Source organism: Pseudomonas sp. B21-023, assembly GCF_024749165.1.
In the GTDB taxonomy this organism is placed as follows: Bacteria; Pseudomonadota; Gammaproteobacteria; order Pseudomonadales; family Pseudomonadaceae; genus Aquipseudomonas.
This window is the reverse complement of sequence record NZ_CP087190.1, coordinates 1840297-1865447: the sequence shown is the minus strand read 5'-3', so window position 1 is coordinate 1865447 and position 25151 is coordinate 1840297. Positions and strand designations below refer to the sequence as shown.

The 25151-nt window shown below is 62.0% G+C and carries 20 protein-coding genes and 2 pseudogenes; 4 read left to right on the top strand and 18 right to left on the bottom strand.

What is annotated here, in order from left to right:
- Nucleotides 1–9 precede the first annotated feature (9 nt).
- Nucleotides 10–1230 carry a beta-ketoacyl-ACP synthase I gene (fabB, locus tag LOY42_RS08465; protein ID WP_258600257.1) on the top strand — a complete coding sequence of 407 codons (1221 nt, stop codon included), beginning with the start codon at nt 10–12 and terminating at the stop codon, nt 1228–1230.
- Nucleotides 1231–1302: 72 nt separating this feature from the next.
- Here fabB and LOY42_RS26570 read toward each other — a convergent pair.
- The 3 genes and pseudogenes from LOY42_RS26570 to LOY42_RS08455 form a co-directional block, all read right to left on the bottom strand.
- Nucleotides 1303–1899 (bottom strand): annotated as a pseudogene (locus LOY42_RS26570) (methyl-accepting chemotaxis protein); the annotation flags it as partial.
- 306 nt (nt 1900–2205) lie between these two features.
- Nucleotides 2206–2874: pseudogene (locus tag LOY42_RS26565) on the bottom strand (MCP four helix bundle domain-containing protein); the annotation flags it as partial.
- 168 nt (nt 2875–3042) lie between these two features.
- Nucleotides 3043–4050 (bottom strand): amidohydrolase family protein, encoded by a 1008-nt coding sequence (locus LOY42_RS08455; protein ID WP_139669733.1) that lies wholly within the window; start codon nt 4048–4050, stop codon nt 3043–3045.
- Between the two features lie 109 nt (nt 4051–4159).
- Here LOY42_RS08455 and LOY42_RS08450 point away from each other — a divergent pair, with 109 nt between their 5' ends.
- Entirely contained in the window at nt 4160–5023 is an 864-nt protein-coding gene (locus tag LOY42_RS08450) for a pirin family protein (RefSeq protein WP_102684714.1), read from the top strand.
- Nucleotides 5024–5135: 112 nt separating this feature from the next.
- On the opposite strand, the gene LOY42_RS08445 is transcribed toward LOY42_RS08450, so the two are convergent.
- From LOY42_RS08445 to LOY42_RS08430, 4 genes are all read right to left on the bottom strand, one after another.
- A complete protein-coding gene (locus LOY42_RS08445) occupies nt 5136–5861 on the bottom strand; it encodes a dienelactone hydrolase family protein (RefSeq protein WP_139669731.1) in 726 nt (241 codons plus the stop codon).
- A gap of 101 nt (nt 5862–5962) precedes the next feature.
- The gene (htpG, locus tag LOY42_RS08440; protein WP_139669729.1) at nt 5963–7870 is read right to left on the bottom strand and encodes a molecular chaperone HtpG; all 1908 of its coding nucleotides are present in this window, start codon (nt 7868–7870) and stop codon (nt 5963–5965) included.
- A 93-nt stretch (nt 7871–7963) separates the two neighbouring features.
- Nucleotides 7964–8422 carry a PaaI family thioesterase gene (locus LOY42_RS08435; protein ID WP_110704451.1) on the bottom strand — a complete coding sequence of 153 codons (459 nt, stop codon included), beginning with the start codon at nt 8420–8422 and terminating at the stop codon, nt 7964–7966.
- Complete coding sequence (locus tag LOY42_RS08430; RefSeq protein WP_139669727.1) at nt 8419–8895, bottom strand: PaaI family thioesterase; 477 nt, start codon at nt 8893–8895, stop codon at nt 8419–8421. Before LOY42_RS08430 ends, LOY42_RS08435 begins: the two co-directional genes overlap by 4 nt.
- A 136-nt stretch (nt 8896–9031) precedes the next feature.
- Between LOY42_RS08430 and LOY42_RS08425 the strand changes: the two genes are divergently transcribed.
- Nucleotides 9032–9307 carry a hypothetical protein gene (locus LOY42_RS08425; RefSeq protein WP_046854770.1) on the top strand — a complete coding sequence of 92 codons (276 nt, stop codon included), beginning with the start codon at nt 9032–9034 and terminating at the stop codon, nt 9305–9307.
- 67 nt (nt 9308–9374) lie between these two features.
- Here the strand turns inward: LOY42_RS08425 and LOY42_RS08420 are convergent, their stop codons facing one another.
- From LOY42_RS08420 to sdhC, 11 genes are all read right to left on the bottom strand, one after another.
- Nucleotides 9375–10124, bottom strand: coding sequence for a DUF599 domain-containing protein (locus tag LOY42_RS08420; protein ID WP_139669725.1), 750 nt, complete (start codon nt 10122–10124; stop codon nt 9375–9377).
- A 288-nt stretch (nt 10125–10412) separates the two neighbouring features.
- Nucleotides 10413–11726 carry a branched-chain amino acid transport system II carrier protein gene (gene brnQ / locus LOY42_RS08415; RefSeq protein ID WP_046854768.1) on the bottom strand — a complete coding sequence of 438 codons (1314 nt, stop codon included), beginning with the start codon at nt 11724–11726 and terminating at the stop codon, nt 10413–10415.
- Between the two features lie 404 nt (nt 11727–12130).
- On the bottom strand, nt 12131–13015 hold the full coding sequence (gene sucD / locus LOY42_RS08410; protein ID WP_004376004.1) for a succinate--CoA ligase subunit alpha: 885 nt from the start codon (nt 13013–13015) through the stop codon (nt 12131–12133).
- Entirely contained in the window at nt 13015–14181 is a 1167-nt protein-coding gene (sucC, locus tag LOY42_RS08405) for an ADP-forming succinate--CoA ligase subunit beta (protein WP_023629628.1), read from the bottom strand. Before sucC ends, sucD begins: the two co-directional genes overlap by 1 nt.
- Nucleotides 14182–14353: 172 nt before the next feature.
- On the bottom strand, nt 14354–15790 hold the full coding sequence (lpdA, locus tag LOY42_RS08400) for a dihydrolipoyl dehydrogenase (RefSeq protein WP_102684708.1): 1437 nt from the start codon (nt 15788–15790) through the stop codon (nt 14354–14356).
- Nucleotides 15791–15880: 90 nt separating this feature from the next.
- Entirely contained in the window at nt 15881–17104 is a 1224-nt protein-coding gene (gene odhB, locus LOY42_RS08395; RefSeq protein WP_110704457.1) for a 2-oxoglutarate dehydrogenase complex dihydrolipoyllysine-residue succinyltransferase, read from the bottom strand.
- Between the two features lie 42 nt (nt 17105–17146).
- Complete coding sequence (locus LOY42_RS08390) at nt 17147–19978, bottom strand: 2-oxoglutarate dehydrogenase E1 component (protein ID WP_102684706.1); 2832 nt, start codon at nt 19976–19978, stop codon at nt 17147–17149.
- Nucleotides 19979–20223: 245 nt separating this feature from the next.
- The gene (locus LOY42_RS08385; protein ID WP_012315348.1) at nt 20224–20928 is read right to left on the bottom strand and encodes a succinate dehydrogenase iron-sulfur subunit; all 705 of its coding nucleotides are present in this window, start codon (nt 20926–20928) and stop codon (nt 20224–20226) included.
- Between the two features lie 11 nt (nt 20929–20939).
- Entirely contained in the window at nt 20940–22712 is a 1773-nt protein-coding gene (gene sdhA / locus LOY42_RS08380; protein WP_023628895.1) for a succinate dehydrogenase flavoprotein subunit, read from the bottom strand.
- A gap of 3 nt (nt 22713–22715) precedes the next feature.
- A complete protein-coding gene (gene sdhD / locus LOY42_RS08375) occupies nt 22716–23084 on the bottom strand; it encodes a succinate dehydrogenase, hydrophobic membrane anchor protein (protein ID WP_023628896.1) in 369 nt (122 codons plus the stop codon).
- A complete protein-coding gene (gene sdhC / locus LOY42_RS08370) occupies nt 23078–23464 on the bottom strand; it encodes a succinate dehydrogenase, cytochrome b556 subunit (RefSeq protein WP_023628897.1) in 387 nt (128 codons plus the stop codon). Before sdhC ends, sdhD begins: the two co-directional genes overlap by 7 nt.
- A 352-nt stretch (nt 23465–23816) precedes the next feature.
- Between sdhC and gltA the strand changes: the two genes are divergently transcribed.
- The gene (gene gltA, locus LOY42_RS08365; protein ID WP_046854764.1) at nt 23817–25106 is read left to right on the top strand and encodes a citrate synthase; all 1290 of its coding nucleotides are present in this window, start codon (nt 23817–23819) and stop codon (nt 25104–25106) included.
- Nucleotides 25107–25151: the final 45 nt, after the last annotated feature.

Below are 25151 nucleotides of genomic sequence, written 5' to 3'. Positions count from 1 at the left end.
GTTATTCGCATGCGCCGCGTCGTTATCACTGGTCTGGGCATCGTATCGTGCCTGGGCAATGACAAAGAGACCGTCACCGAAAACCTGCGCAACAGCCGTCCGGGTATCCGTTACAACCCGGAATACAAGGAAATGGGGCTGCGTAGCCAGGTTTCCGGTTCCATCGACCTGAACCTCGAAGAGCTGATCGACCGCAAGGTCTATCGCTTCGTCGGCCACGCCGCCGCCTATGCGTACCTCGCCATGCAGGACGCGATCAAGGACGCCGGCCTGACCGAAGAGCAGGTTTCCAGCCCTCGCACCGGCCTGGTTGCCGGTTCCGGCGGCGCCTCCACCCTGAACCAGATGGAAGCCCTGGACACCCTGCGCGAAAAAGGCGTCAAGCGCGTCGGCCCCTACCGTGTCACCCGCACCATGGGCAGCACCGTGTCGGCGTGCCTGGCCACCCCGTTCAAGATCAAGGGCATCAACTACTCGATCTCATCGGCCTGCGCCACCTCCGCACACTGCATCGGCACCGCCATGGAGCAGATCCAGTGGGGCAAGCAGGACATCGTCTTCGCCGGCGGCGGTGAAGAAGAGCACTGGAGCCAGTCGTTCCTGTTCGACGCCATGGGCGCCCTGTCGACCAAGCGTAACGAAACCCCCGAGCTGGCCTCGCGCGCCTACGACGCTGACCGTGACGGTTTCGTCATCGCCGGCGGCGGCGGCATGGTCGTGGTCGAAGAACTCGAGCACGCCCTGGCCCGTGGCGCCAAGATCTACGCCGAAATCGTCGGCTACGGCGCAACTTCGGACGGCTACGACATGGTCGCCCCAAGCGGCGAAGGCGCGATCCGCTGCATGCAGCAGGCGCTGTCCACCGTCGACACCCCGATCGACTACCTGAACACCCACGGCACCTCCACCCCGGTCGGCGACGTCGCCGAGATGAAAGGCGTGCGTGAAGTGTTCGGCGACAAGGCACCGAAAATCAGCTCGACCAAGAGCCTGTCGGGTCACTCGCTGGGCGCCGCGGGCGTGCACGAGGCGATCTACTGCCTGCTGATGATGGAGAACAACTTCATCGCCGGCTCGGCCAACATCGACGAGTTGGACCCGGAGGTCACCGACCTGCCGGTACTGCGCAAGACCGAAGAGAACGCCAAGATCGACACGGTCATGAGCAACAGCTTCGGCTTCGGTGGCACCAACGCCACCCTGGTGCTCAAGCGCTGGACTGGCAAGTGATCGGCTGATCCGCTGAACGAGAACGCCCGGACCTTGGTCCGGGCGTTTTTGTTTGTGCCCCCGTGATGGTCCTTACACCGAAAACCGCTGCACCAGGGTATTGAGGTCCACCGCCAGCCGCGACAGCGCCTGGCTCGCGGCCGACGTCTCCTCGGCCCCGGCCGAGGACTGGTGCGCCAAGTCGCGGATGGTGGTGAGGTTGCGGTCCACCTCGCGCGCCACCTGGGCCTGCTGCTCCGACGCACTGGCGATCACCAGGTTGCGTTCGTTGATCTGGCCGATGGCTGCGGCGATCGCCTCCAACGCCTGACCGGCAGCATGGGCGCCGTCCAGGGTCGAACGGGCCTGGGCGTCGCTGTGCTGCATGCCCTGCACGGCCCGTTCGGCGCCGCTGCGGATGGCCACGATCATCTGTTCGATCTCCTGGGTCGAACTCTGCGTACGGTGAGCCAGCGCCCGCACCTCGTCGGCGACCACGGCGAACCCGCGTCCGGCTTCGCCGGCCCGCGCCGCCTCGATGGCCGCGTTGAGCGCCAGCAGGTTGGTTTGCTCGGCGATCGAACCGATCACATCCAGCACCTTGCTGATGTCGTGCACCTGCTGGGCCAGTTGCCCGACCTCCTCGGCGTTGCCCGCCACGCCACTGGCCAATGCCTCGATGGCGGTGACCGTGGCCTGCACCTGCTCGCGCCCACGGCGGGCGATCTGGTCTGACTCACGCGAAGCCTCGGAGGTAGCCACCGCGTTGCTCGCCACCTCCTCCACCGCCGCCGTCATCTGATTGACCGCCGTGGCGGCCTGCTCGATTTCCATGCTCTGTTGCTGCAGGCCACGGGTGGCGTCTTCGGTGACCGCACTCAGCTCTTCGGAGGCCGAGGCCAGCTGGCTGGCCGAGTCGGAAATCCGCCCGATGGTCTCGCGCAGGCTCTGCTGCATGCTCTTGAGGGCCGCCAGCAGGCGCGCTGGCTCATCGTCGCCCTGTACGGTGATCTGCGGGGTCAGGTCGCCCGTGGCGACCGTCTCGGCGACCTTCAGCGACTGGCCGAGCGGTCGCACGATGCTACGGGTCAAGGCCAGGGCGAGCACCACGGTGAGGCTCAGGGCGATCACCAGCAACACGCCGACCCATACCTTCGCACCGTTGTACACGGCCTCGGCCAGGTCGGTGGCTGAGTTGGCCTGATGGTTGTTCAGCTCGATCAGCTCGTTGAGGGTCGTCGTCATCTGGTCGGCCAACTGGTTCATCTCGCCGTTGACCAGCGCCGCCGCTGCCTGGACATGCCCATCGGTGGCCAGTTGCACCACCTGCCCCTGCAAGGTCATGTATTGACGCTCAAGGCCCTGGTAGCGGTCGAACAACGTGCGCTCCTCAGGAAGCACGATCAAGGCATCGTAGTGACTCTGAGCCTTGCTCAGGCCGCCTTTGACCTCGTCGATGCGGGCACGGTTCTGCTGCTGGGCGACCGGGTCAGTGTTGACCAGCAGGCGCAAGGTCAAGGCGCGGATGCGTAGCATGTCCTGAGTCATGCGGCCCACCGAGATCACGCTCGGCAACCAGTTGTTGTCCACCTGCTCGGACTGCTGGCGCATGTTGGTCATCTGTTGCAGCGCGAAGCCGCCCAGCGCCACTACCAGCAGCGCCATGATGCCAAAGCCAAGGCCGGCGCGCGGCGCGATATTCAAGCGTCTCAGGCTCATTTCCAGGATCCCTCCCAAGCGTGATATTCCGTTGCTTAAAAAAGGTATCGGGCCGCCTGGAAATTGCGTAAGACGAAAAGGCGATATCAAATCGCTATCTGCGCATGAAACTCGTTATTTCGCGCTTTTTGGCAGCAAATCGACAAAATTCCTGCGGCTCACCCGCTCTGCCACCGCTTCTGGCAACGCATCGAGGAATGGATCGAAAGCGTGCATCTGTTCGCCGATGCTGCCGAAGCGCCCCACCACATCGGAACCAAGCATGAAGCGCTGGGGAAAGCGTTGGACCAACTCGACCCAGACCTTGCGTGGCACGCCCTTCTCATCCAGCAGGTAGGGCTCGAGCACGCTCCAGGACAGGTCCACGTATAGGTTGGGATAATCCTCTAGCAATCGTGTGAGCACCGGCAGGAGAAAGTCCATGCGTTCCTGGTGTCGGTGGATCTCCATGCTGCTGCCAGCATGAGCCCAGATGAAGCGGGTATGCGGATGGTTGCGCAACGGTTCTTCGATTTCCGCCAGGTACAGCGGGTTGCGCTCGCGCTTGGAGGTGATGTTCGAATGCAGCAGCACCGGCAGGTCGCGCTCGGCCGCGAGGTGGTAGATACGGGTCATGGCCTCGTTGTTGGCCCGCGGCGTATCGCCGCTGGTCAGGGCGGTGAGATCGTCATGACGGGTGAACACCTCGCCGATGCCCTGCCACAGCCCCGGATAAAGCTCGAGCATGCGCTCGATATGGTTGACCGCATTCTTGTCCACCGGGTTGAAGCCGGTAAGGAACGGATGAAAGCGCCTGCGCTGCTCGGCAGGCAGTTTCTCCAGCGCGGCGGCGACGTACAGGTCGGTGGCGCTGTACCAGTAGGCATCGGCATCGTCGCCTGCGTAGTAGCGCGGACGCTTGGGCTCGTCCTCGTGCCATTTCTTCGCCACCGGAATGCCGGAGATCATCGACTGTTCCACCCCGGCCTCGTCCATGGCCTTGAGCAAAGCCGGCATGCCCTCGGTTTCCTGGAAGAAATCCACGTAGTGCAGATGGGCGTCGCTGTAGCGGTAGTCGCGGGCTTGCGCAGTGTCGAACAGGCTTGCGCTCAACAGCAGGCAGGCCAATGTGCGGGCAATCATCTCAGGCTCCTTTGCCGGTACCGCAAGAGTAGACCGGGCAGCGCGCGCGACGGTTCAGCCACGGACGGCAAAACGCTATGCTTGCAGGCATCCCTCAAGGAGTGTCGCCATGAGCAGCCCCCTGGTCATCCGCCCACGCGCCGAATCGGTCGAGGGCCAGCCGATCCTGCGTCCGCTGCCCTCGGCGCAGTGCCGCAGCGTAGGGCCTTTCGTGTTCTTCGACCATATGCTGGAAACCGACTATGCACCGGGTCATGGCATGGACATTCGCCAGCACCCGCATATTGGCCTTTCCACCCTCACCTACCTGTTCGAGGGTGAAATCCAGCACAAGGACAGCCTCGGCTCGGACCAGCGCGTGCGCCCGGGAGACGTCAGCTGGATGACCGCCGGAGCGGGCGTGGCGCATGTCGAGCGCACGCCGGCCGAGGTGTTCGAGCGCGGCTCGCGACTGCATGGGCTGCAGGTCTGGCTGGCCTCGCCGAAGTCCGATGAGCAGGGCCCGGCAAGCTACAGCCATCATCCGGCCGACAGCCTGCCGGCCAGTGACAGCCTCGGCGTACGGATCCGCATGATCGCCGGCACAGGTTTCTGCCTGGCCTCACCGGTACCGGTGCTCTCCCCCACGCTCTACGCTCATGTGCACATGCAGGCGGCCACCACCCTGATCGTGCCGACGGAACACGCACAGCGCGCGCTGTATCTGCTCGAAGGCGAGTTGATGCTGGATGACGAGGAGGTCGAGCCATGCAGCCTGATCGTGCTGCCCGAGGGCGAAGAGGTGGTGTTGCATGCCGAAGAAACGAGCCAGCTGGTGCTGATCGGCGGCGCGCCGCTGGATGGGCCGCGGCGGATGAACTGGAACTTCGTGGCCAGTGACCCGGGATTGATAGAACAAGCCCGGGCGCGCTGGGCGGCCGGGGATTGGCCAGTGGTGCCGGGAGAAAGCGAACGGATCGAATTGCCGCGTTAACGGGGGCCGCTTCGCGACCCATCGCCGGCAAGCCGGCTCCCACAGGGATTTGCATTGCTTCTGTGGGAGCCGGCTTGCCGGCGATGGACCTGCGCAGCAGGTCCTTGAGCGCTCAGCCTGCGAACACTTCCTTGAGCAAGTTATGCATCGAGCGGAATGCCCGCTCCGAGGTGCGCCGGTCATACTGCATCTTGCCCGGAACATTGGCGTTCGGATCGGTGAACGAGTGCACTGCCCCGCCATAGCTGAGCAACTGCCAGTCAACCTTGGCAGCATTCATCTCTTCTTCGAAGGCTGGCAACTGTTCCCTTGGCACCAATGGATCGGAGGCACCATGCAGCACCAGCACCGAACCCTTGATGCGCTTGGCATCCTCGGGGTTCGGAGTATCCAGCGTGCCGTGGAACGACACCGCCGCCCTCAGATCGGCGCCGGTGCGGGCAAGCTCCAGGGCACAGCAGCCGCCGAAGCAGAAGCCGAAGGTGGCCACCTTGCCAGGCTCCAACAAGGCCTTCGATTGCCCCACCAACTGCGCCAGCGCTTCCTGCATGCGCTTGCGCAGTTCGGCGCGGTCGTTCTTCAGCGGCATCATCGCCGTACCGGCTTCGTCAGCATTGGACGGCCGCACCGACTGGCCATACAAGTCGGCAATTAGCACCACATAACCTTGTTCGGCCACTTCCTTGGCGATACGTTCGGCGCCCTCGCCGATACCCATCCAGTTCGGCGCCATCACCAGGCCCGGCTGCGGCAGCGCGCCCGGGGCGTAGACCAGGCGGCTTTCGTAAGCCTTGCCTGACAGGTGATAGACCAACGACTCGACGATGACCTTGCTCATTCAGCTCTCCTTGGGCGTTCACGGGTCAGGACAGGATAGATGTATTCGTGGGAGCAGCAGACATGAAAAAGCCCGCCGAAGCGGGCTTTTCTTGCCTCAGGTCAAGCCGACAGCTCGACCAGCAGCTTGTTCAGGCGACGCACGTAGGCCGCCGGATCCTTCAAGCTGTCACCGGCCGCCAGGGCCGCCTGGTCGAACAGGATGTGCGAAAGCTCGGCGAAGCGGTCTTCGCTCTGCTCGCCATCGAGCTTCTCGATCAGTGGGTGGCTCGGGTTGAACTCGAAGATCGGCTTGGACTCCGGCACCTTCTGCCCGCTGGCCTCGAGGATCTGGCGCATCTGCAGGCCCAGGTCCTGTTCGCCGATGGCGAGGATCGCCGGCGAGTCGGTCAGGCGGTGCGAGACACGCACCTCGGCAACGCTGTCACCCAGCGCGCCCTTGAGACGCTCGACCAGGCCTTCCTTGTCCTTGGCGACTTCTTCCTGGGCCTTCTTGTCCTCTTCGGAGTCCAGCTTGCCCAGGTCCAGGTCGCCGCGGGCGACGTCGACGAAGGCCTTGCCGTCGAACTCGTTGAGGTAGCTCATCAGCCACTCGTCGATGCGGTCGGTCAGCAGCAGCACTTCGATGCCTTTCTTGCGGAAGACTTCCAGGTGCGGGCTGTTCTTGACCTGGGCGTAGGATTCGCCGGTCAGGAAGTAGATCTTGTCCTGGCCTTCCTTGGCGCGGGCCAGGTAGTCGGCCAGGGCGACGCTCTGCTCGCCGCTGTCGTCATGGGTGGAGGCGAAGCGCAGCAGGCTGGCGATCTTCTCCTTGTTGGCGAAGTCTTCGGCCGGGCCTTCCTTCAACACCTGGCCGAAGTTCTTCCAGAAGCCCTTGTACTGCTCGGGCTCGTTCTTCGCCAGTTTCTCCAGCATGTCCAGCACGCGCTTGGTCAGCGCGGTCTTCATCGAGTCGATGATCGGGTCTTTCTGCAGGATCTCGCGGGAAACGTTCAGCGACAGGTCGTTGGAGTCGACGACGCCCTTGATGAAGCGCAGGTACAGCGGCAGGAACGACTCTGCCTGATCCATGATGAACACGCGCTGCACGTACAGCTTCAGGCCGCGTGGCGCTTCGCGCTGGTACAGGTCGAACGGCGCGCGGGCCGGCACGTACAGCAGCGAGTTGTACTCCAGCTTGCCTTCGACCTTGTTGTGGCTCCAGGCCAGCGGGTTCTCGAAGTCATGGCCGATGTGCTTGTAGAACTCCTGGTACTCCTCGTCCTTCACCTCGGTGCGCGAACGGGTCCACAGGGCGCTGGCGCGGTTGACGGTTTCCCATTCCTGCGCCGGTTTTTCCTCGCCTTCGGCGGCCTCGGCCTGCTCCTTGGGCAGCTCGATCGGCAGGGCGATGTGGTCGGAGTACTTCTTGACCACGTTGCGCAGGCGCCAGCCATCGGCGAATTCATCCTCGCCCTTCTTCAGGTGCAGGACGATGCGGGTACCGCGCTGCGGCTTGTCGACGGTGGCGACTTCGAACTCGCCCTCGCCTTTCGACGACCAGTGCACGCCCTCGGCGGCCGGCAGCCCGGCGCGACGGCTGAACACGTCGACCTTGTCGGCGACGATGAACGCGGAGTAGAAGCCCACGCCGAACTGACCGATCAGGTGCGAGTCCTTTTTCTGGTCGCCAGTGAGGTTCTTCATGAAGTCGGCAGTGCCGGACTTGGCGATGGTACCCAGGTGCGCGATCACCTCTTCGCGGCTCATGCCGATGCCGTTGTCCTCGAGGGTCACGGTGTTGGCGGCCTTGTCGAAGCTGACGCGGATCTTCAGGTCGGCGTCGCCTTCGAGCAGCTCAGGCTTGGCCAGGGCCTCGAAGCGCAGCTTGTCGGCGGCGTCGGAGGCGTTGGAGATCAGCTCGCGCAGGAAGATCTCCTTGTTCGAATACAGGGAATGGATCATGAGGTGCAGCAGTTGCTTTACCTCGGTCTGAAAGCCCAGGGTTTCTTTTTGAGTCTCCACACTCATGGTCTTCAAAACTCCAATCTGTTGGTTGGTGACGCCTGGCGGCCAGCGGGCCGTTTTTGATGGCGGATGTCCAGCAGATGGGGGCAGCCCTGACTATTTCAAGGGCTTTTCGGGTTCAATCTTGAAATGCGCGCGCGCCGTGGCGATCGGGGTGTCGCGATCGCCCTGCCAGGCGGTAATGGCGACGTTGGTCACCCGCCGCCCCTGGCGCCACAGCTGGCACTGGGCGTAGGTATCGCGGTAAAGGCCGGCACGCAGATAATCGATGGAGAAATCGATGATCTTCGGAATGCTCGCGCTTTCGCTGTAGATCAGCAGGTAGAGCGCCGCGGACAGCTCCATGAACCCGGCGATCACGCCGCCATGAATCGCCGGCAGCAACGGGTTGCCGATATTGTCCGGATTGGCCGGCAGACGGAACAGCAGGTCTTCGCCCTGGCGCTCGCATTCGATACCGATCAATCCGGCATAGGGGATCAACGCCAGCAAGGGCTGGTAATCACCCCGGGCGTGGGCCTGGTTCAGCTGTTGGCGGATATCGGTGGGGATCACGTGCGGCGCTCCTTGAGGCTGTTACCGAAGCGGATGCCGCCCTTGACGTCCTGCCCCAGGCGCATGAAGGTGCCGACCACCTGGCAGATCGGTTGCGAAGGGTCATCCTGGTAGGCCGTCCCCCGGGTGAAGATGACATCGCGGGTCACCCGGTAGCACTGGGCATGGCCATAAATGTCCTTGCCCGCCTCGGCCGGGTGCATGTAGTCGATGCGCAGGTCCAGAGTCGGGCACACTTCGAAGCTGGGCAGCGCGCAGAGCGTGGCCATGCCGCAGGTGGTGTCCATCAGCGTGGTCAGCACACCCCCATGCACCGCGCCATTCTGCGGATTGCCGACAATGGCCGGCGACCAGGGCAGCACCAGGGTCATGCCATCGGCGTCGGCATGCTGCACCCGCATCAGTAATACCTGGCAATGTTTCAATGCCGACAGAAAGCGCTCGGCCATCGCCATCAATGGAGTCTCGTTCATTGTCCGCCGCCGCATAAAATGGGTAAAAAGTCTATATAGGCTGGGCAGTTATATATCTGTAACCTGCGTTGAACTTATTCGCCAGGGGCGTACTCGAAGGAACATACAAAGTTATTCCACCCAGGAGAAACACCCCATGCGTAAACCTTTTGCTTTTGCTCTGATGCTGGCCGCTGCCATGGGCCTGGCTGCTTGCGATAAAGCGAGCGAAGACAAAGCCCAGGACGCACAGCAACATGCCGAGCAAGCCCAAGAGAAGATGGGCGAAGCTCAGGATAAGATGAACGACGCCGCCAAGGAAAACGCCGAAGCCGCCAAAGATCAGGCCGAAGCGCAGCAGAAGGCCGCCGAGGAAGCCGCGCCTTCCACTCCAGCGCCGGCCACTGCACCTGCCGAGCCTGCCAAGCAGTAATCTCGCGACATAAAAAAACCCGACACTGTCGGGTTTTTTTATGCCTGTCATTTAAAGCTGAAAGGCTTCAGCCTGCACTCTCGGAAGTGTCCCTACTCGCCTCTACCGGTGCACTTTCGGTGGGCGTGAACACCATCACTTCCAGTACATGGGAGTGGAACTCACGGCGATACAGGATGAACACCACGCCCACGCTCATGGCCATGAACAGCCAGGGGCTGATGAACCAGCTCAACATGGCCATGCCGAAGTAATACGAGCGCAACCCCAGGTTGAACTGGTTGGCGGCCAGCGACAGTACCCGCGCCGCCCGGGAGGCGAAAGCCTTGCGCTCGAGTTCGTTGACCTGACGTTCGCCTATCATCGGCGCCGAGCCCACCAACACTGCGGCGAAGTTGTATTGACGCATGCACCAGCTGAAAGTGAAGAACGCATAGACGAACACCGTCGCCAGGCACAGCAGCTTGATTTCCGACATGCCTTGGGACGCCTGCTGCACCAGCGGCAGGTCGGCCAACAGCGACAATGCGCGGTCGGACGCACCGAGCACGGTGAGGATGCCGGCAAGAATGATCAGGGTGCTGGAGGCGAAGAACGATGCGTTGCGCTCCAGGTTGCCTATCACGCTGGCATCAGCGATGCGGTTGTCGCGCAGCAGCATGCGGCGCATCCAATCCTCGCGGTAAAGGTGCAACACGCTGGCCAGGCACGCAGTATCGCGCCCCTTCCAGGTGGCATAGCGGGTGTAGCCGCCCCAGCAGATGGCGAACCAGCAGACGGCCAGGAGGTTGCCCAGGTTGCTTTGGATGAAGGTCATGCAGGAATCCCTTTAAAGAGAAACAGACCGGTTTTCGACGCCCGGATTCGTTAAAAGACACGTGTCTGGCGTTCAGTTTTTGCCTGCACTGACCTCATCGCCGGCAAGCCGGCTCCCACAAGGGATCACTGCCCCCTCTGTGGGAGCCGGCTTGCCGGCGATGAGGCCAGGACAGAAAGACGGTAATAAAAAACCCCGCACCTGTTCAGATGCGGGGTTCGGTTTGCCACCCTTGGCTGGCGCCCTTCGGCTTGTGGCCGGCACCAACATCGGGTTCAATCCGTTACGTTAGGCCAGCGCCTCGCGCGGCTTGCCCAGCATGCGGTCGCAGACCACGGCGACAGCCAGGGTGACCACCGATGGCACCAGCCAGGCCATGCCTTCGTTGCTGAACGGCAGGTGAGCCAGGGCGTCAGGCAGTACGTGGGCGAAGCTGCTGCCCTTGATGGCGTCGACAACGCCGAACACCAGCGACACCAGCATGACCGGGGCCAGGATGCGGGTTGGGGAGTTCCACAGGTCCTTCACGAAGCTCAGGCCCACGACCACGATGCACGGCGGGTAGATCGCCGTCAGCACCGGGATCGAGAACATGATCAGCTTGGTCAGGCCCAGGTTGGAGATCACCAGCGAGAAACCAGCCAGGATCACCACCAGGGCACGGTACGACAGCGGCAGGATCTGGCTGAAGTATTCGGCACAGGCGCAGGTCAGACCAACGGCGGTGACCAGGCAGGCCAGTGCGATCAGTACGGCCAGGAAACCACTGCCCAGCGAACCGAAGGTGTGCTGCACATAGGCATGCAATACCATCGCACCGTTGGTGGCATCGGCTGCGATGTCATGGCTGCCCGCACCGAGGCGGAACAGGCTGACATACACCAGGACCAGACCCAGGCCGGCAATCAGGCCCGCAATGATGGCATAGCGAGTGATCAGCTTCGGCGACTCGACGCCACGCGAACGGATGGCATTGACGATGACGATACCGAAGACCAGTGCCCCCAGCGTGTCCATGGTCAGGTAACCATCGGAGAAACCTTTGGAGAACGCGGCGGCGGCGTAGGCAGGCTGGGCCTCGCCGATCGTGCCGGCCGGCAAAGCGAACGCCGCGATGCCCAGCACAGCCAGGGCGATGATCTTCAAGGGCGCGAGGAAACGCCCCACGGTGTCGAGCAACTTGCCCGGGTACATGGACACGGCCAGGACCACGGCGAAGTACACCACGCTGTAGATGAGCAGTGCCAGCGGGCTTTCACCGGTCAGCGGCGCCACGCCTACTTCGAACGACACGGTCGCGGTACGTGGGGTTGCGAACAGCGGGCCGACCGAGAGGTAGCACACCGCCGCCAGCAGGCCGCCGAAGAACTTGCCGATCGGGCTGCTCAGGGCGTCCATGCCGCCACCGACCTTGGCCAGGGCGATCACGGTGATGACCGGCAGGCCCACGGCGGTGACCAGGAAGCCGAGTGCGGCCATCCATACGTTCGGGCCAGACTGCAGGCCGACGATAGGCGGGAAGATGATGTTGCCAGCGCCTACGAAAAGCGCAAACGTCATAAAGCCAAGCGCCAGGATATCCTGGCCTTTTAACACTTTCATTTAAGGAAATACCACACTGCTGAAATCGGGAGTCGGAGGGGATTTCCCATAGGATGAAGGGAAATGCTGCCCGGCTTGGTGAGCCAGACCCGTTTAGCGTGTCGTTCCCTTTTGGGGTACGGGCACAGAGTGAACGCGTAGCCTACCTGTTTTGCCCGGCAAACGCACTGGCACAGTGCTGCTTGTCCGATGTGCGTATGTGTTTGTCGTCTTGTTGAACGTGTTAGGCGACCATTTATTGCGTATTCAAACGAATGTCTGGTTGAAAATCCTGATTGTGCCCAACGGATTTTCCTAATGCCTACCGACCTCCTGCTTCAGCCGCGCTCGCCACCCAAGAGACGCAAAACGACAAAGGCCACCCGAAGGTGGCCTTTGTGCGCGTGGGGGGTACTACGTGTTACTTACTTCTTGACTTCCCAGCCAGTCAGCTCGGCCAGGGCCTTGCCGATGTCAGCCAGGGAACGCACGGTTTTCACACCGGCGTCCTGCAGGGCGGCGAACTTCTCGTCCGCGGTACCCTTGCCACCGGAGATGATGGCGCCAGCGTGGCCCATGCGCTTGCCCGCAGGTGCGGTAACACCGGCGATGTAGGAAACGACAGGCTTGGTCACGTTGGCCTTGATGTAGGCCGCGGCTTCTTCTTCAGCGGAACCGCCGATCTCACCGATCATGACGATCGCTTCTGTCTTCGGATCTTCCTGGAACAGCTTCAGGATGTCGATGAAGTTGGAGCCCGGGATCGGGTCACCGCCGATGCCGACGCAGGTCGACTGGCCGAAACCGGCGTCGGTGGTCTGCTTGACAGCTTCGTAGGTCAGGGTGCCGGAACGCGAAACGATACCGACCTTGCCTGGCAGGTGGATGTGACCCGGCATGATGCCGATCTTGCACTCGCCCGGAGTGATCACGCCTGGGCAGTTCGGGCCGATCAGGGTCACACCCAGCTCGTCGCACTTGACCTTGGCGTCCAGCATGTCGAGGGTAGGGATACCCTCGGTGATGCAGACGATCAGCTTGATGCCACCGAAGGCGGCTTCCAGGATCGAGTCCTTGCAGAAAGGAGCCGGTACGTAGATCACCGACGCGTCAGCGCCGGTAGCTTCTACGGCTTCTTTCACGGTGTTGAACACCGGCAGGCCCAGGTGGGTGGTGCCACCCTTGCCCGGGGTGACGCCGCCGACCATCTTGGTGCCGTAGGCGATGGCTTGTTCGGAGTGGAAAGTACCCTGCGAGCCGGTGAAGCCCTGGCAGATGACTTTGGTGTCTTTATTGATCAGGACGCTCATTACTTGCCCTCCGCAGCTTTGACAACTTGTTGAGCAGCGTCGGTCAGGCTGGTTGCCGCAATGATGTTCAAACCGCTTTCTGCCAGTACTTTAGCGCCCAGTTCGGCGTTGTTGCCTTCGAGGCGAACGACGACCGGAACCTTGACGCCGACTTCTTTCACTGCACCGATGATGCCTTCGGCAATCATGTCGCAGCGAACGATGCCGCCGAAGATGTTGACCAGTACGGCCGCGACATTGCTGTCGGACAGGATGATCTTGAACGCTTCGGTAACGCGCTCTTTGGTGGCACCGCCGCCAACGTCGAGGAAGTTGGCAGGCTTGCCGCCGTGCAGGTTGACGATGTCCATGGTACCCATGGCCAGGCCGGCACCGTTGACCATGCAGCCGATGTTGCCTTCGAGGGCAACGTAGTTCAGTTCGAACTTGGCGGCGTGGGCTTCACGGGCATCGTCCTGCGACGGGTCGTGGAAGGTCTTCAGCTTAGGCTGACGGTACATGGCGTTGGCGTCGATGTTGATCTTGGCATCGAGGCAGTGCAGGTCGCCATCGGCCTTGATCACCAGCGGGTTCACTTCCAGCAGGGCCAGATCGTGATCCTTGAACAGCTTGGCCAGGCCTACGAAGATCTTGGCGAACTGCTGAACTTGCTTGCCTTCCAGGCCCAGCTGGAACGCCAGCTCGCGACCCTGGAACGGCTGAGCGCCGACCAGTGGATCGATGGTGGCCTTGAGGATCTTCTCAGGAGTGTCGTGAGCGACTTTCTCGATGTCCACGCCACCTTCGGTGGAAGCCATGAACACGATGCGGCGGCTCGAACGATCGACTACAGCGCCCAGGTACAGCTCTTTGGCGATGTCAGTGCAGGATTCGACCAGGATCTTGGAAACTGGCTGACCATTGGCGTCGGTCTGGTAGGTAACCAGGTTCTTGCCAAGCCACTGGGCAGCGAACGCCTTGGCGTCTTCCTTGCTGCGAACCAGCTTGACGCCGCCCGCTTTACCGCGACCACCAGCGTGAACCTGGGCTTTTACAACCCACTCGGAACCGCCGATCTTGTCGCAGGCTTCTGCTGCAGCTTCAGGGGTGTCGACTGCGAAACCCTTGGAAACTGGCAGGCCGTATTCAGCGAACAGCTGCTTACCCTGATACTCGTGAAGATTCATGCTTTTTACCGTCTTCGTTAGGTACTGCGCTTCGGCGCTGCGCCATTACTGGCGCCGCACCACCTGTGACCGTTGACCCCGGGTTTTCCCATGTGATCCGGTCCGGCGGACGTTCCGCGGTGAGTCTTGCACGCAAGACCCACGACGGGCAGACCGCCGTGGTTTCTTATAATTAACGCTTCTTACGGTTGGCGACGTGAATGGCACCGCCATTCACCGCCAGCGCTGCTTCATGCAACGCTTCGGACAGGGTCGGATGGCTGAAGACCATCATGCCCAGATCCTCGGCACTGGTGCCGAATTCCATTGCGATCGCGCCCTGCTGTACCAGTTCGGCAGCCGATGGGCCAATCACGTGAACACCCAGGACGCGGTCGGTCTTGGCGTCGGCGATGACCTTGACGAAACCACCGGTATCGTTGGCTGCCATCGCACGGCCGCTGGCCGCGAACGGGAAGGTGCCTACGTTAACCTCAACACCCTCGGCCTTCAAGGCTTGTTCGGTCTTGCCGACCCACGCGATTTCCGGGTGGGTGTAGATGACCGACGGGATCAGGTCGTAGTTCATCTGGGCTTTGTGGCCCTTGATGCGCTCGACGACCATGATGCCCTCTTCCGAGGCCTTGTGCGCCAGCATCATGCCACGCACCACGTCACCGATGGCGAATACGCCCGGAACGCTGGTAGCGCAGTGGTCATCGACGAAGATGTAGCCACGCTCGTCGATGGTCACACCGCTGTCGGCAGCCAGCAGGTCAGTGGTCACCGGACGACGGCCGACCGCGACGATCAGCTTGTCGAAGGTGATCTTCTGCTCGCCTTCGGCGTTGGTGTAGGTGACTTCGACTTCGTTGCCGTTGACTTTCGAGCCGGTGACGCGAGCGCCCAGCTTGATGTCCAGGCCTTGCTTGGTCAGGGTCTTCTGGGCTTCTTTCGACACGGCAGTGTCGGCAGCCATCAGGAAGGTGTCCAGGGCTTCCAGGACGGTGACTTCGGCACCCAGGCGAGCCCAGACCGAGCCCAGTTCCAGGCCGATCACGCCGGCACCGATGACGCCCAGGCGCTTCGGTACAGCCTGGAATTCCAGGGCGCCGGTGGAATCGACGATGACGTTCTGGTCGACCGGAGCCGGTGGAATGTCGATCGGACGCGAGCCGGAAGCCAGGATCACGTTCTCGGCTTCGATGACTTCAGTGGTGCCGTCAGCCTTGGTGACTTCGACTTTCTTGCCAGCCAGCAGCTTGCCATGGCCCTGGATCGAAGTGACGCCGTTGGCCTTGAACAGGGTGGCAACACCGCCGGTCAGGTTCTTGACGATGCCGGCCTTGCGGCCAACCATCGCGGCGACGTCCATCTTCACTTCACCCGTGGAGATACCGTGGACGTTGAAGCTCTCTTTGGCTTCCTTGTACTTCCAGGAGCTGTCCAGCAGCGCCTTGGAAGGAATGCAACCTACGTTCAGGCAGGTGCCGCCCAGGGCCAGCTTGCCCTCGGCGTCGGTGTACTTCTCGATACAGGCAGTCTTCAGACCGAGTTGGGCAGCCTTGATGGCGGCAACATAGCCGCCAGGACCTGCACCAATCACCACTACGTCGAATTTCTGGGTCATAAAAGATTCCTTATCAGCTACAAGCTACAAGCCGCGTACCGCACAGCCCCGTCTCTTGAAGAACGGGGCCGGCGGCGCGCAGCTAGTTGATTAGATGTCCAGCAGCAGGCGAGACGGATCTTCCAGCAGGTTCTTGATGGTCACCAGGAAGGTTACCGCTTCCTTGCCGTCGATCAGGCGGTGGTCGTAGGACAGCGCCAGGTACATCATTGGGCGGATCACCACTTGGCCATTGATGGCCATCGGGCGCTGGATGATGTTGTGCATGCCCAGGATCGCGGCCTGCGGCGGGTTGACGATCGGAGTCGACATCATCGAGCCGAAGGTACCACCGTTGGTGATGGTGAAGGTACCGCCAGTCATTTCTTCGATGGCCAGCTTGCCGTCACGGGCCTTCTTGCCGAAGGTAGCGATGCCGTTCTCGATTTCCGCCAGGCTCATCGACTCGGCGTTGCGCAGTACCGGCACCACCAGGCCACGGTCGCTGGAAACAGCGACGCCAACGTCTGCATAACCGTGGTAGACGATGTCGTTGCCGTCGATCGAGGCGTTGACCGCCGGGAAGCGCTTCAGCGCCTCGGTGGCGGCCTTGACGAAGAACGACATGAAGCCCAGGCGCACGCCGTTGTGGGTCTTCTCGAACAGGTCCTTGTACTTCGAACGCAGGGCCATGACTTCGGTCATGTCGACTTCGTTGAAGGTGGTCAGCATCGCCATGTTCGACTGGGCTTCGACCAGACGCTCGGCGATCTTGGCGCGCAGGCGGGTCATCGGCACACGCTTCTCGGTACGGTCGCCAGCGGCGACGACGACCGGAGCAGCGGCGGCGGCAGCGGCCGGCTTGGCAGCTGGAGCCGGAGCCGACTTTTTGTTGGCGACGGCGGCGACGACGTCTTCCTTGGTGATGCGACCGCCCTTGCCGGTGCCGGCAACGGTAGCCAGGTCGATACCGTTCTCTTCAGCCAGCTTGCGCGCGGCAGGTGCGGCAACCGGGTCGTCTTCGCCAGCGTCGGCGGCGACAGCAGCGGCTGGAGCGGCAGCGGCCGGGGCGGCAGCTGGAGCAGCGGCGGCAGCGCCGCCTTCCACGATCGAGCCCAGCACTTCGTCGGACAGGACGGTATCGCCCTCGCCCTTGACGATGGCGCCCAGCACGCCGTCGGCGGTGGCCAGGACTTCCAGCACGACTTTGTCGGTTTCGATGTCGACGATCAGCTCGTCACGCTTGACGGCGTCGCCCGGCTGCTTGTGCCAGGTGGCAACGGTGCCATCGGCAACCGATTCCGGGAAGGTTGGGGCTTTGATCTCGATAGCCATTATCTGTGTTTCCTTAAATTCGGTTTCAGGTGCGCGAAGGCGTTAGACAGTGAACGCGTCTTGCAGCAGTTTTTCCTGCTGTTCGGCGTGCTTCGATGCGTAACCACAGGCTGGCGCGGCGGACGCGTCGCGGCCGGCGTATTCCAGGACCAGTGCCTTGTTGTGGCGGCCCAGGATACGGCGCATGTGGTGCTGGCTGCTGTACCAGGCGCCCTGGTTCATCGGCTCTTCCTGACACCACACTGCATGCTTGAGGTTGGTGTAAGGCGCCAGGATTTCGACCAGGTCGTCCTCAGGGAACGGATACAGCTGTTCGATACGCACGATGGCGATGTCTTCACGGCCTTCGGCACGGCGTTTTTCCAGCAGGTCGTAGTAGACCTTGCCGCCGCACAGGACCAGGCGTTCGACCTTGGCCGGATCGAGGGTATCGATTTCCGGGATCACGGTCTGGAACGAGCCTTCGGCCAGGTCTTCCAGGGTCGAGATGGCCAGCTTGTGGCGCAGCAGCGACTTCGGCGTCAGCACGACCAACGGCTTGCGCAGCGGGCGGATGACCTGGCGACGCAGCAGGTGGTAGATCTGTGCTGGAGTGGTCGGCACGCACACCTGGATGTTGTGCTCGGCGCACAGCTGCAGGTAACGCTCCAGACGCGCGGAGGAGTGCTCCGGGCCCTGCCCTTCATAACCGTGTGGCAGCAGCATGGTCAGACCGCACAGACGGCCCCACTTGTGCTCGCCGCTGGTGATGAACTGGTCGATCACCACTTGCGCGCCGTTGGCGAAGTCGCCGAACTGGGCTTCCCAGATCACCAGCGCGTTCGGCGTGGTGGTCGAGTAGCCGTATTCGAAAGCCAGTACCGCTTCTTCCGAAAGGAAGGAGTCGTACAGGTCGAAGCGCGGCTGGCCCGGGAACAGGTTCTTCAGCGGGACGTAGGTGCTGGCGTCCTTCTGGTTGTGCAGCACCGCGTGACGGTGCGAGAAGGTGCCACGGCCGATGTCCTGGCCAGTCATGCGGATCGGGTGACCCTCGAACTGCAGGGTGGCGTAGGCCATGGTCTCGGCGTAACCCCAGTTGATCGGCAAGCCGCCGGCTTGCATCTTCTGGCGGTCTTCGTAGATCTTCGCGACCTGACGCTGGACGACGAAGCCCTCTGGCAGTTCCAGCAGCTTGGCCGACAGTTCCTGCAGGGTCTTGAGGTCGAAGCGGGTGTCGTGACGCGCGGTCCAGGCATGGCCCAGGTAGGGGCGCCAGTCGACGAACAGCTCGCGGTTCGGCTCCTTGACCAGGCTCTTGACGACGTGCAGGCCGTTGTCCAGGGCGTTGCGGTACTCGTCGATCTTGGCCTGGGCGCGTTCGGCATCGATGCGGCCGGCACTGATCAGTTGCTCAGCGTACAGCTCACGTGTGGTGCGCTGCTTGCTGATCTGCTGGTACATCAGCGGCTGGGTGCCGTTCGGCTCGTCGGCCTCGTTGTGGCCACGGCGGCGGTAGCAGACCAGGTCGATGACCACGTCACGCTTGAACTGCATGCGGTAATCGATGGCCAGCTGGGTGACGAACATCACCGCTTCCGGATCGTCGCCGTTCACGTGCAGGATCGGTGCCTGGATCATCTTGGCAACGTCGGTGGCGTACTCGGTGGAGCGCGCGTCCAGCGGGTTGCTGATGGTGAAGCCGACCTGGTTGTTGATCACGATGTGCACGGTGCCGCCGGTCTTGAAACCGCGGGTCTGCGACATCTGGAAGGTTTCCATGACCACGCCCTGGCCGGCGAACGCCGCGTCGCCGTGGATCGAGATCGGCAGGACCTTGTCGCCAACGCTGTCGTTGCGGCGATCCTGGCGGGCGCGAACCGAACCTTCAACCACTGGCGAGACGATTTCCAGGTGGGAGGGGTTGAACGCCATGGCCAGGTGAACTTCGCCACCGGGGGTCATCACGTTGGAGGAGAAGCCCTGGTGATACTTCACGTCACCGGAGCCCAGCTCGTTCATCTTCTTGCCTTCGAACTCGTCGAACAGCTCGCGCGGGTTCTTGCCGAAGGTGTTGACGAGCACGTTCAGGCGGCCACGGTGGGCCATGCCGATCACGACTTCCTTGGTACCGTAGGAACCGGAGCGCTGGATCATTTCGTCCAGCATCGGGATCAGGCTCTCGCCGCCTTCCAGGCCGAAGCGCTTGGTGCCCGGGTACTTGGTGCCCAGGTACTTCTCCAGGCCCTCACCGGCCGTGACGCGCTCGAGCAGGTGCGCCTGCACATCGGCGGAGAACTCCGGACGGCCACGCACGCTTTCCAGGCGCTGCTGGAACCAGCTGCGCTGCTCGGAATCGACGATGTGGGTGAATTCGGCACCAATGGTGCGACAATATGTCTTCTCGAGCGCCTCGAAGATTTCGCGTAGGCTCGCTTCCTCTTTGCCGATGAACAGGTCGCCGGCACGGAAGGTCGTATCAAGATCGGCATTGGTCAAGCCGTAATGATTGATCGACAGGTCTACGGGCGCAGGACGCTGCCACAACCCCAACGGGTCGAGCTTGGCAGCCTGATGGCCGCGCATACGATAGGCCTGGATCAGTCGCAGCACTTCAACCTGCTTCTTCTCGTGCTCTGTGCTCACGCTCCCGGCGGAAACCGGTTGGGCGCGGCGCTGGTTCTTTGCCAGCAATACGAAATGGTCGCGGATCGTCGAGTGCGATACATCGGTAGCGGTGCTGCCGTCGGCGGGCAACTTCTGGAAGTAGGTGCGCCACTCTTCTGGCACAGCGTTAGGGTCGTGCAGGTAGAGCTCATAAAGCTCTTCCACATATGCAGCGTTACCACCTGAAAGGTGGGCGCTTTCCCACATGCGCTGCATCACGCTTTCTTGCATGCTTGGTCACCCTCGGTTAGGGGACTGATCGGCGAGAGCCACAGCAAACCTGGAAAAGTCCGAACACAGCGACTGAACCACGCCACCTGGATCCTGCTGATTTTCCGGGTACCAGCCCGGAAGCCCCTGCTGGTCTCATATCTTCATAGGTAATGAGCGCGGGCTTTGTGGGCCCTTGCTCGGGTTTTACCTCAGTGCGGGCTCACCACCCGCACCTCGGCTTACTGCAGGTACAACGTTTTGAATCAGGTGCCGCTCTGCAGCAGCATGTTACGTACGTGGCCGATAGCCTTGGTCGGGTTCAGACCCTTCGGGCAAACGTTCACGCAGTTCATGATCCCGCGGCAGCGGAATACGCTGAACGGGTCATCCAGGGACGCCAGGCGCTCCTGAGTCTTGGTGTCACGGCTGTCGGCCAGGAAGCGATAGGCCTGCAGCAGTGCGGCGGGGCCCAGGAACTTGTCCGGGTTCCACCAGAACGATGGGCAGGAGGTCGAGCAGCAAGCGCACAGGATGCACTCGTACAGACCGTCCAGCTTGTCGCGGTCTTCCGGCGACTGCAGACGTTCGATGGCCGGAGCCGGCGTGTCGTTCTGCAGGAACGGCTTCACCTTCTCGTACTGCTTGTAGAAGATGCTCATATCGACCACCAGGTCACGAATGACCGGCAGGCCAGGCAGCGGGCGCAGCACCAGCTTGTTGCCCTTGACCACGCCCGACAGCGGGGTGATGCAGGCCAGGCCGTTCTTGCCGTTCATGTTCATGCCATCGGAACCGCACACGCCTTCACGGCAGGAGCGACGGTACGAGAAGCCCTCGTCCTTTTCCTTGATCAGTGCCAGCACGTCCAGAACCATCAGGTCCTTGCCGCCGGTATCGACGTCGAACGACTCCATCTTGGGCGCCGAGTCGGTGTCGGGGTTGTAGCGATAAACTTCGACTTTCAACATAGCAGCCACCCTTAGTAAGTCCGGACTTTTGGTTCGAAGGCAGGAACTGTCTTCGGCGCAAAGTTGACGCCGCGCTTGGCAACGCGCTTCTCACCCGGGTAGTACAGGGTGTGGCACAGCCAGTTCTCGTCGTCACGGTCTTCGAAGTCTTCACGGGCGTGCGCGCCGCGGGACTCTTTACGGGCTTCGGCCGCGATGGCGGTAGCTTCGGCGACTTCCAGCAGGTTCTGCAGCTCCAGCGCTTCGATACGCGCGGTGTTGAAGGCCTGGGACTTGTCGTTGATCTTGACGTTGGCGATGCGGTCACGCAGGCCAGCCAGCTGCTCGATACCCTTCTGCATGTATTCGCCGGTACGGAATACACCGAAGTAGTTCTGCATGCAGCTCTGCAGCTCGCGCTTCAGGCTTGCCACGTCTTCGCCACTGGTACGCTCGTTGAGCTTGTTCAGGCGGTTCAGGGCAACATCGACGTCGGTGTCGCTGGCATCGCGGTACTCGACGCCTTCGGTCAGCGCCTTTTCCAGGTGCAGGCCGGCGGCACGGCCGAATACAACCAGGTCGAGCAGCGAGTTGCCGCCCAGGCGGTTGGCGCCATGGACCGACACACAGGCCACTTCACCCACGGCGAACAGACCCGGGATGATGTGGTCCTTGCCTTCGGCGTCCATGGTGATGGCCTGGCCATGAATGTTGGTGGCAACGCCGCCCATCATGTAATGGCAGGTCGGCACGACCGGAACCGGGGCGACCACCGGGTCGACGTGGGCGAAGGTCTTGGACAGCTCGCAGATACCTGGCAGGCGGCTGTGCAGCACTTCCTCGCCCAGGTGATCCAGCTTCAGCAGCACGTGGTCCTTGTTCGGGCCCACGCCGTTGCCGGCGATGATTTCCTTGACCATGGAACGGGCGACCACGTCGCGGCCGGCCAGGTCTTTCGCGTTCGGCGCGTAACGCTCCATGAAGCGCTCGCCGTGGGCGTTGATCAGGTAGCCACCTTCACCGCGGCAACCTTCGGTGACCAGTACACCGGCGCCGGCGATGCCGGTCGGGTGGAACTGCCACATCTCGATGTCCTGCACCGGCACGCCGGCACGCAGGGCCATGCCGATACCGTCACCGGTATTGATCAGGGCGTTGGTGGTGGAGGCGTAGATACGGCCAGCACCGCCAGTCGCCAGCACGGTGGCCTTGGACTTGATGTACATGGTTTCGCCGGTTTCGATGCAGATCGCGATCACACCGACGAACGCGCCGTCCTGGTTCTTCACCAGGTCAACGGCGTAGTACTCGTTGAGGAAGGTGGTGCCTGCCTTCAGGTTGCCCTGGTACAGGGTGTGCAGCAGCGCGTGACCGGTACGGTCGGAGGCTGCGCAGGTACGGGCAGCCTGGCCGCCCTTGCCGAAGTCCTTGGACTGGCCACCGAACGGACGCTGGTAGATACGACCGGTTTCGGTACGCGAGAACGGCAGGCCCATGTGGTCCAGCTCGAAGACCGCGGCCGGGCCTTCCTGACACATGTATTCGATAGCGTCCTGGTCACCGATGTAGTCGGAACCCTTGACGGTATCGTACATGTGCCAGCGCCAGTCGTCGTTCGGGTCGGCCGAAGCGATGGCGCAGGTGATGCCGCCCTGGGCGGAAACGGTATGCGAACGAGTCGGGAACACCTTGGTGACTACAGCGGTCTTGTGGCCGCCTTGAGCCAGTTGCAGCGCTGCGCGCATGCCCGCGCCGCCGCCACCGATGATGATGGCGTCGAAGGAAATGGTTGGAATGTTAGCCATGAATCAGATACCCCAGAGAATCTGCACACCCCAGACGAAGTAAGCGAACATCGCAACGCCGCATACCGCCTGGAACAGGAAACGAATCGCAGTCGCCGACTTGCCGAACGCCATCGGCGTCAGGTAGTCGGTGGCAATGGTCCACATGCCGACCCAGGCGTGGGCGCCCAGGGCAACGAGGGCCAGCAGACTGAAGATGCGCATCGCGTTGTTGGTGAACAGAGCGTGCCACTGGGCGTAGTCGATGCCCGGGTGGGCGGCGAGGTAGCCGATCAGGAAAATGAAGTAAGCCGCGAGAACGACCGCCGAGACGCGCTGCGCCATCCAGTCGTAGAGGCCCGAACGCGACAGGTTCGTGACGTTAGTTACCATACCCAAACTCCTGCCAGAACGATCAGCACCACGGAGATGACGATCACGATTTTCGAGCCCAGCTTGCCGCCTTCCAGCGTCTCACCGACACCCATGTCCATGATCAGGTGGCGCACACCTGCCACGAGGTGGTACAGCAGGCCGGACAGCAGGCCCCAGGTCACCAGTTTGGCCAGCGGACTGGTCAGACACGCCTTCACCTCGGCAAAGCCTTCCTCCGAACCCAGCGACTTGCCCAGTGCGTACAGCATGATGGCAAGGCCGAGGAAGAGGATGACGCCGGAAATACGGTGAAGAATGGACGTGTACGCGGTGATCGGGAGTTTGATGGTCCTTAGGTCTAGGTTTACAGGTCGTTGGCTTTTCACGGCTTTTTTCACACTGAAGAGCCCCTAGCTAACAGGGCAAAGTTGTTGGTAAGTGTACTGGTCAGGTACCCACCACCCAGGAGAGCGACGACACCCAGCAGGGCGGGCTTGAAAGCCCCTGGGAGTCGGCTGCCGAGTATAGACAGTTAGGCTGCTTATGACAACGTGAGGGGCTAGCCCAAATAGCGCATTGCCTTTGAGGAACAAAAGGCGTAAACGGGCGAGAATTTCGTGAAAAATCAGGCCTCAGAGGGCGTTTCAACCAGCCTTTAGGCAAATTGACATTCGAATTTATCCCTCTATAGTGGTGCGGGCCCTGCGTGGGGGGTCTGTCTGATGATTTCAAGCATTAATAGGAGGCCACATGGCTGACAAAAAAGCGCAGTTGATCATCGAGGGCGCTGCCCCCGTCGAGCTGCCCATTTTAACCGGCACCGTTGGTCCCGATGTTATCGACGTCCGCGGGTTGGGGGCATCAGGCCACTTCACCTTCGACCCTGGTTTCATGGCGACCGCCTCGTGCGAGTCGAAGATCACCTACATCGATGGCGACAAGGGCGTGCTGCTGCACCGCGGCTACCCGATCGAACAGCTCGCCGAACAGTCGGACTACCTCGAGACCTGCTACCTGCTGCTCAACGGCGAACTGCCGAATGCCGAGCAGAAGGCCCAGTTCGTCAGCACCGTGAAGAACCACACCATGGTTCACGAGCAGCTGAAGTCGTTCTTCAACGGATTCCGCCGCGACGCCCACCCCATGGCAGTGATGTGCGGCGTGGTCGGCGCCCTGTCGGCGTTCTATCACGACTCGCTGGACATCAATAACCCGCAGCACCGCGAAATCTCCGCGGTACGCCTGGTCGCGAAAATGCCGACCCTTGCCGCGATGGTCTACAAGTACTCCATGGGCCAACCCATGATGTACCCGCGCAATGACCTGTCGTACGCGGAAAACTTCCTGCACATGATGTTCAACACCCCGTGCGAGATCAAACCGATCAGCCCGGTGCTGGCCAAGGCGATGGACCGGATCTTCATCCTCCACGCCGACCACGAGCAGAACGCCTCCACCTCCACCGTACGCCTGGCGGGCTCCTCGGGCGCCAACCCGTTCGCCTGTATCGCCGCCGGCATCGCCGCACTGTGGGGCCCGGCCCACGGCGGTGCGAACGAAGCCGTACTGACCATGCTCGATGAAATCGGCGATGTCTCGAACATCGACAAGTTCATCGCCAAGGCCAAGGACAAGAACGATCCGTTCAAGCTCATGGGCTTCGGTCACCGCGTGTACAAGAACCGCGACCCGCGCGCCACCGTGATGAAGAAGACCTGCGACGAAGTGCTCAGCGAGCTGGGCATCAAGAACGACCCGCAGCTGGAACTGGCCATGCGCCTGGAAGAGATCGCCCTGACCGATCCGTACTTCGTCGAGCGCTCGCTGTACCCGAACGTCGACTTCTACTCGGGCATCATCCTCAAGGCCATCGGTATTCCGACCAGCATGTTCACCGTGATCTTCGCCCTGGCACGTACCGTCGGCTGGATCTCGCACTGGAAGGAAATGCTCTCCAGCCCATACAAGATCGGCCGCCCACGCCAGCTGTACACCGGCTACGAGCAGCGTGACATCGTCGAGCTGAAAGACCGCAAGTAAGCCCTGTCGGCCGAACGCTAAAAAGGCTGCCCTCGGGCAGCCTTT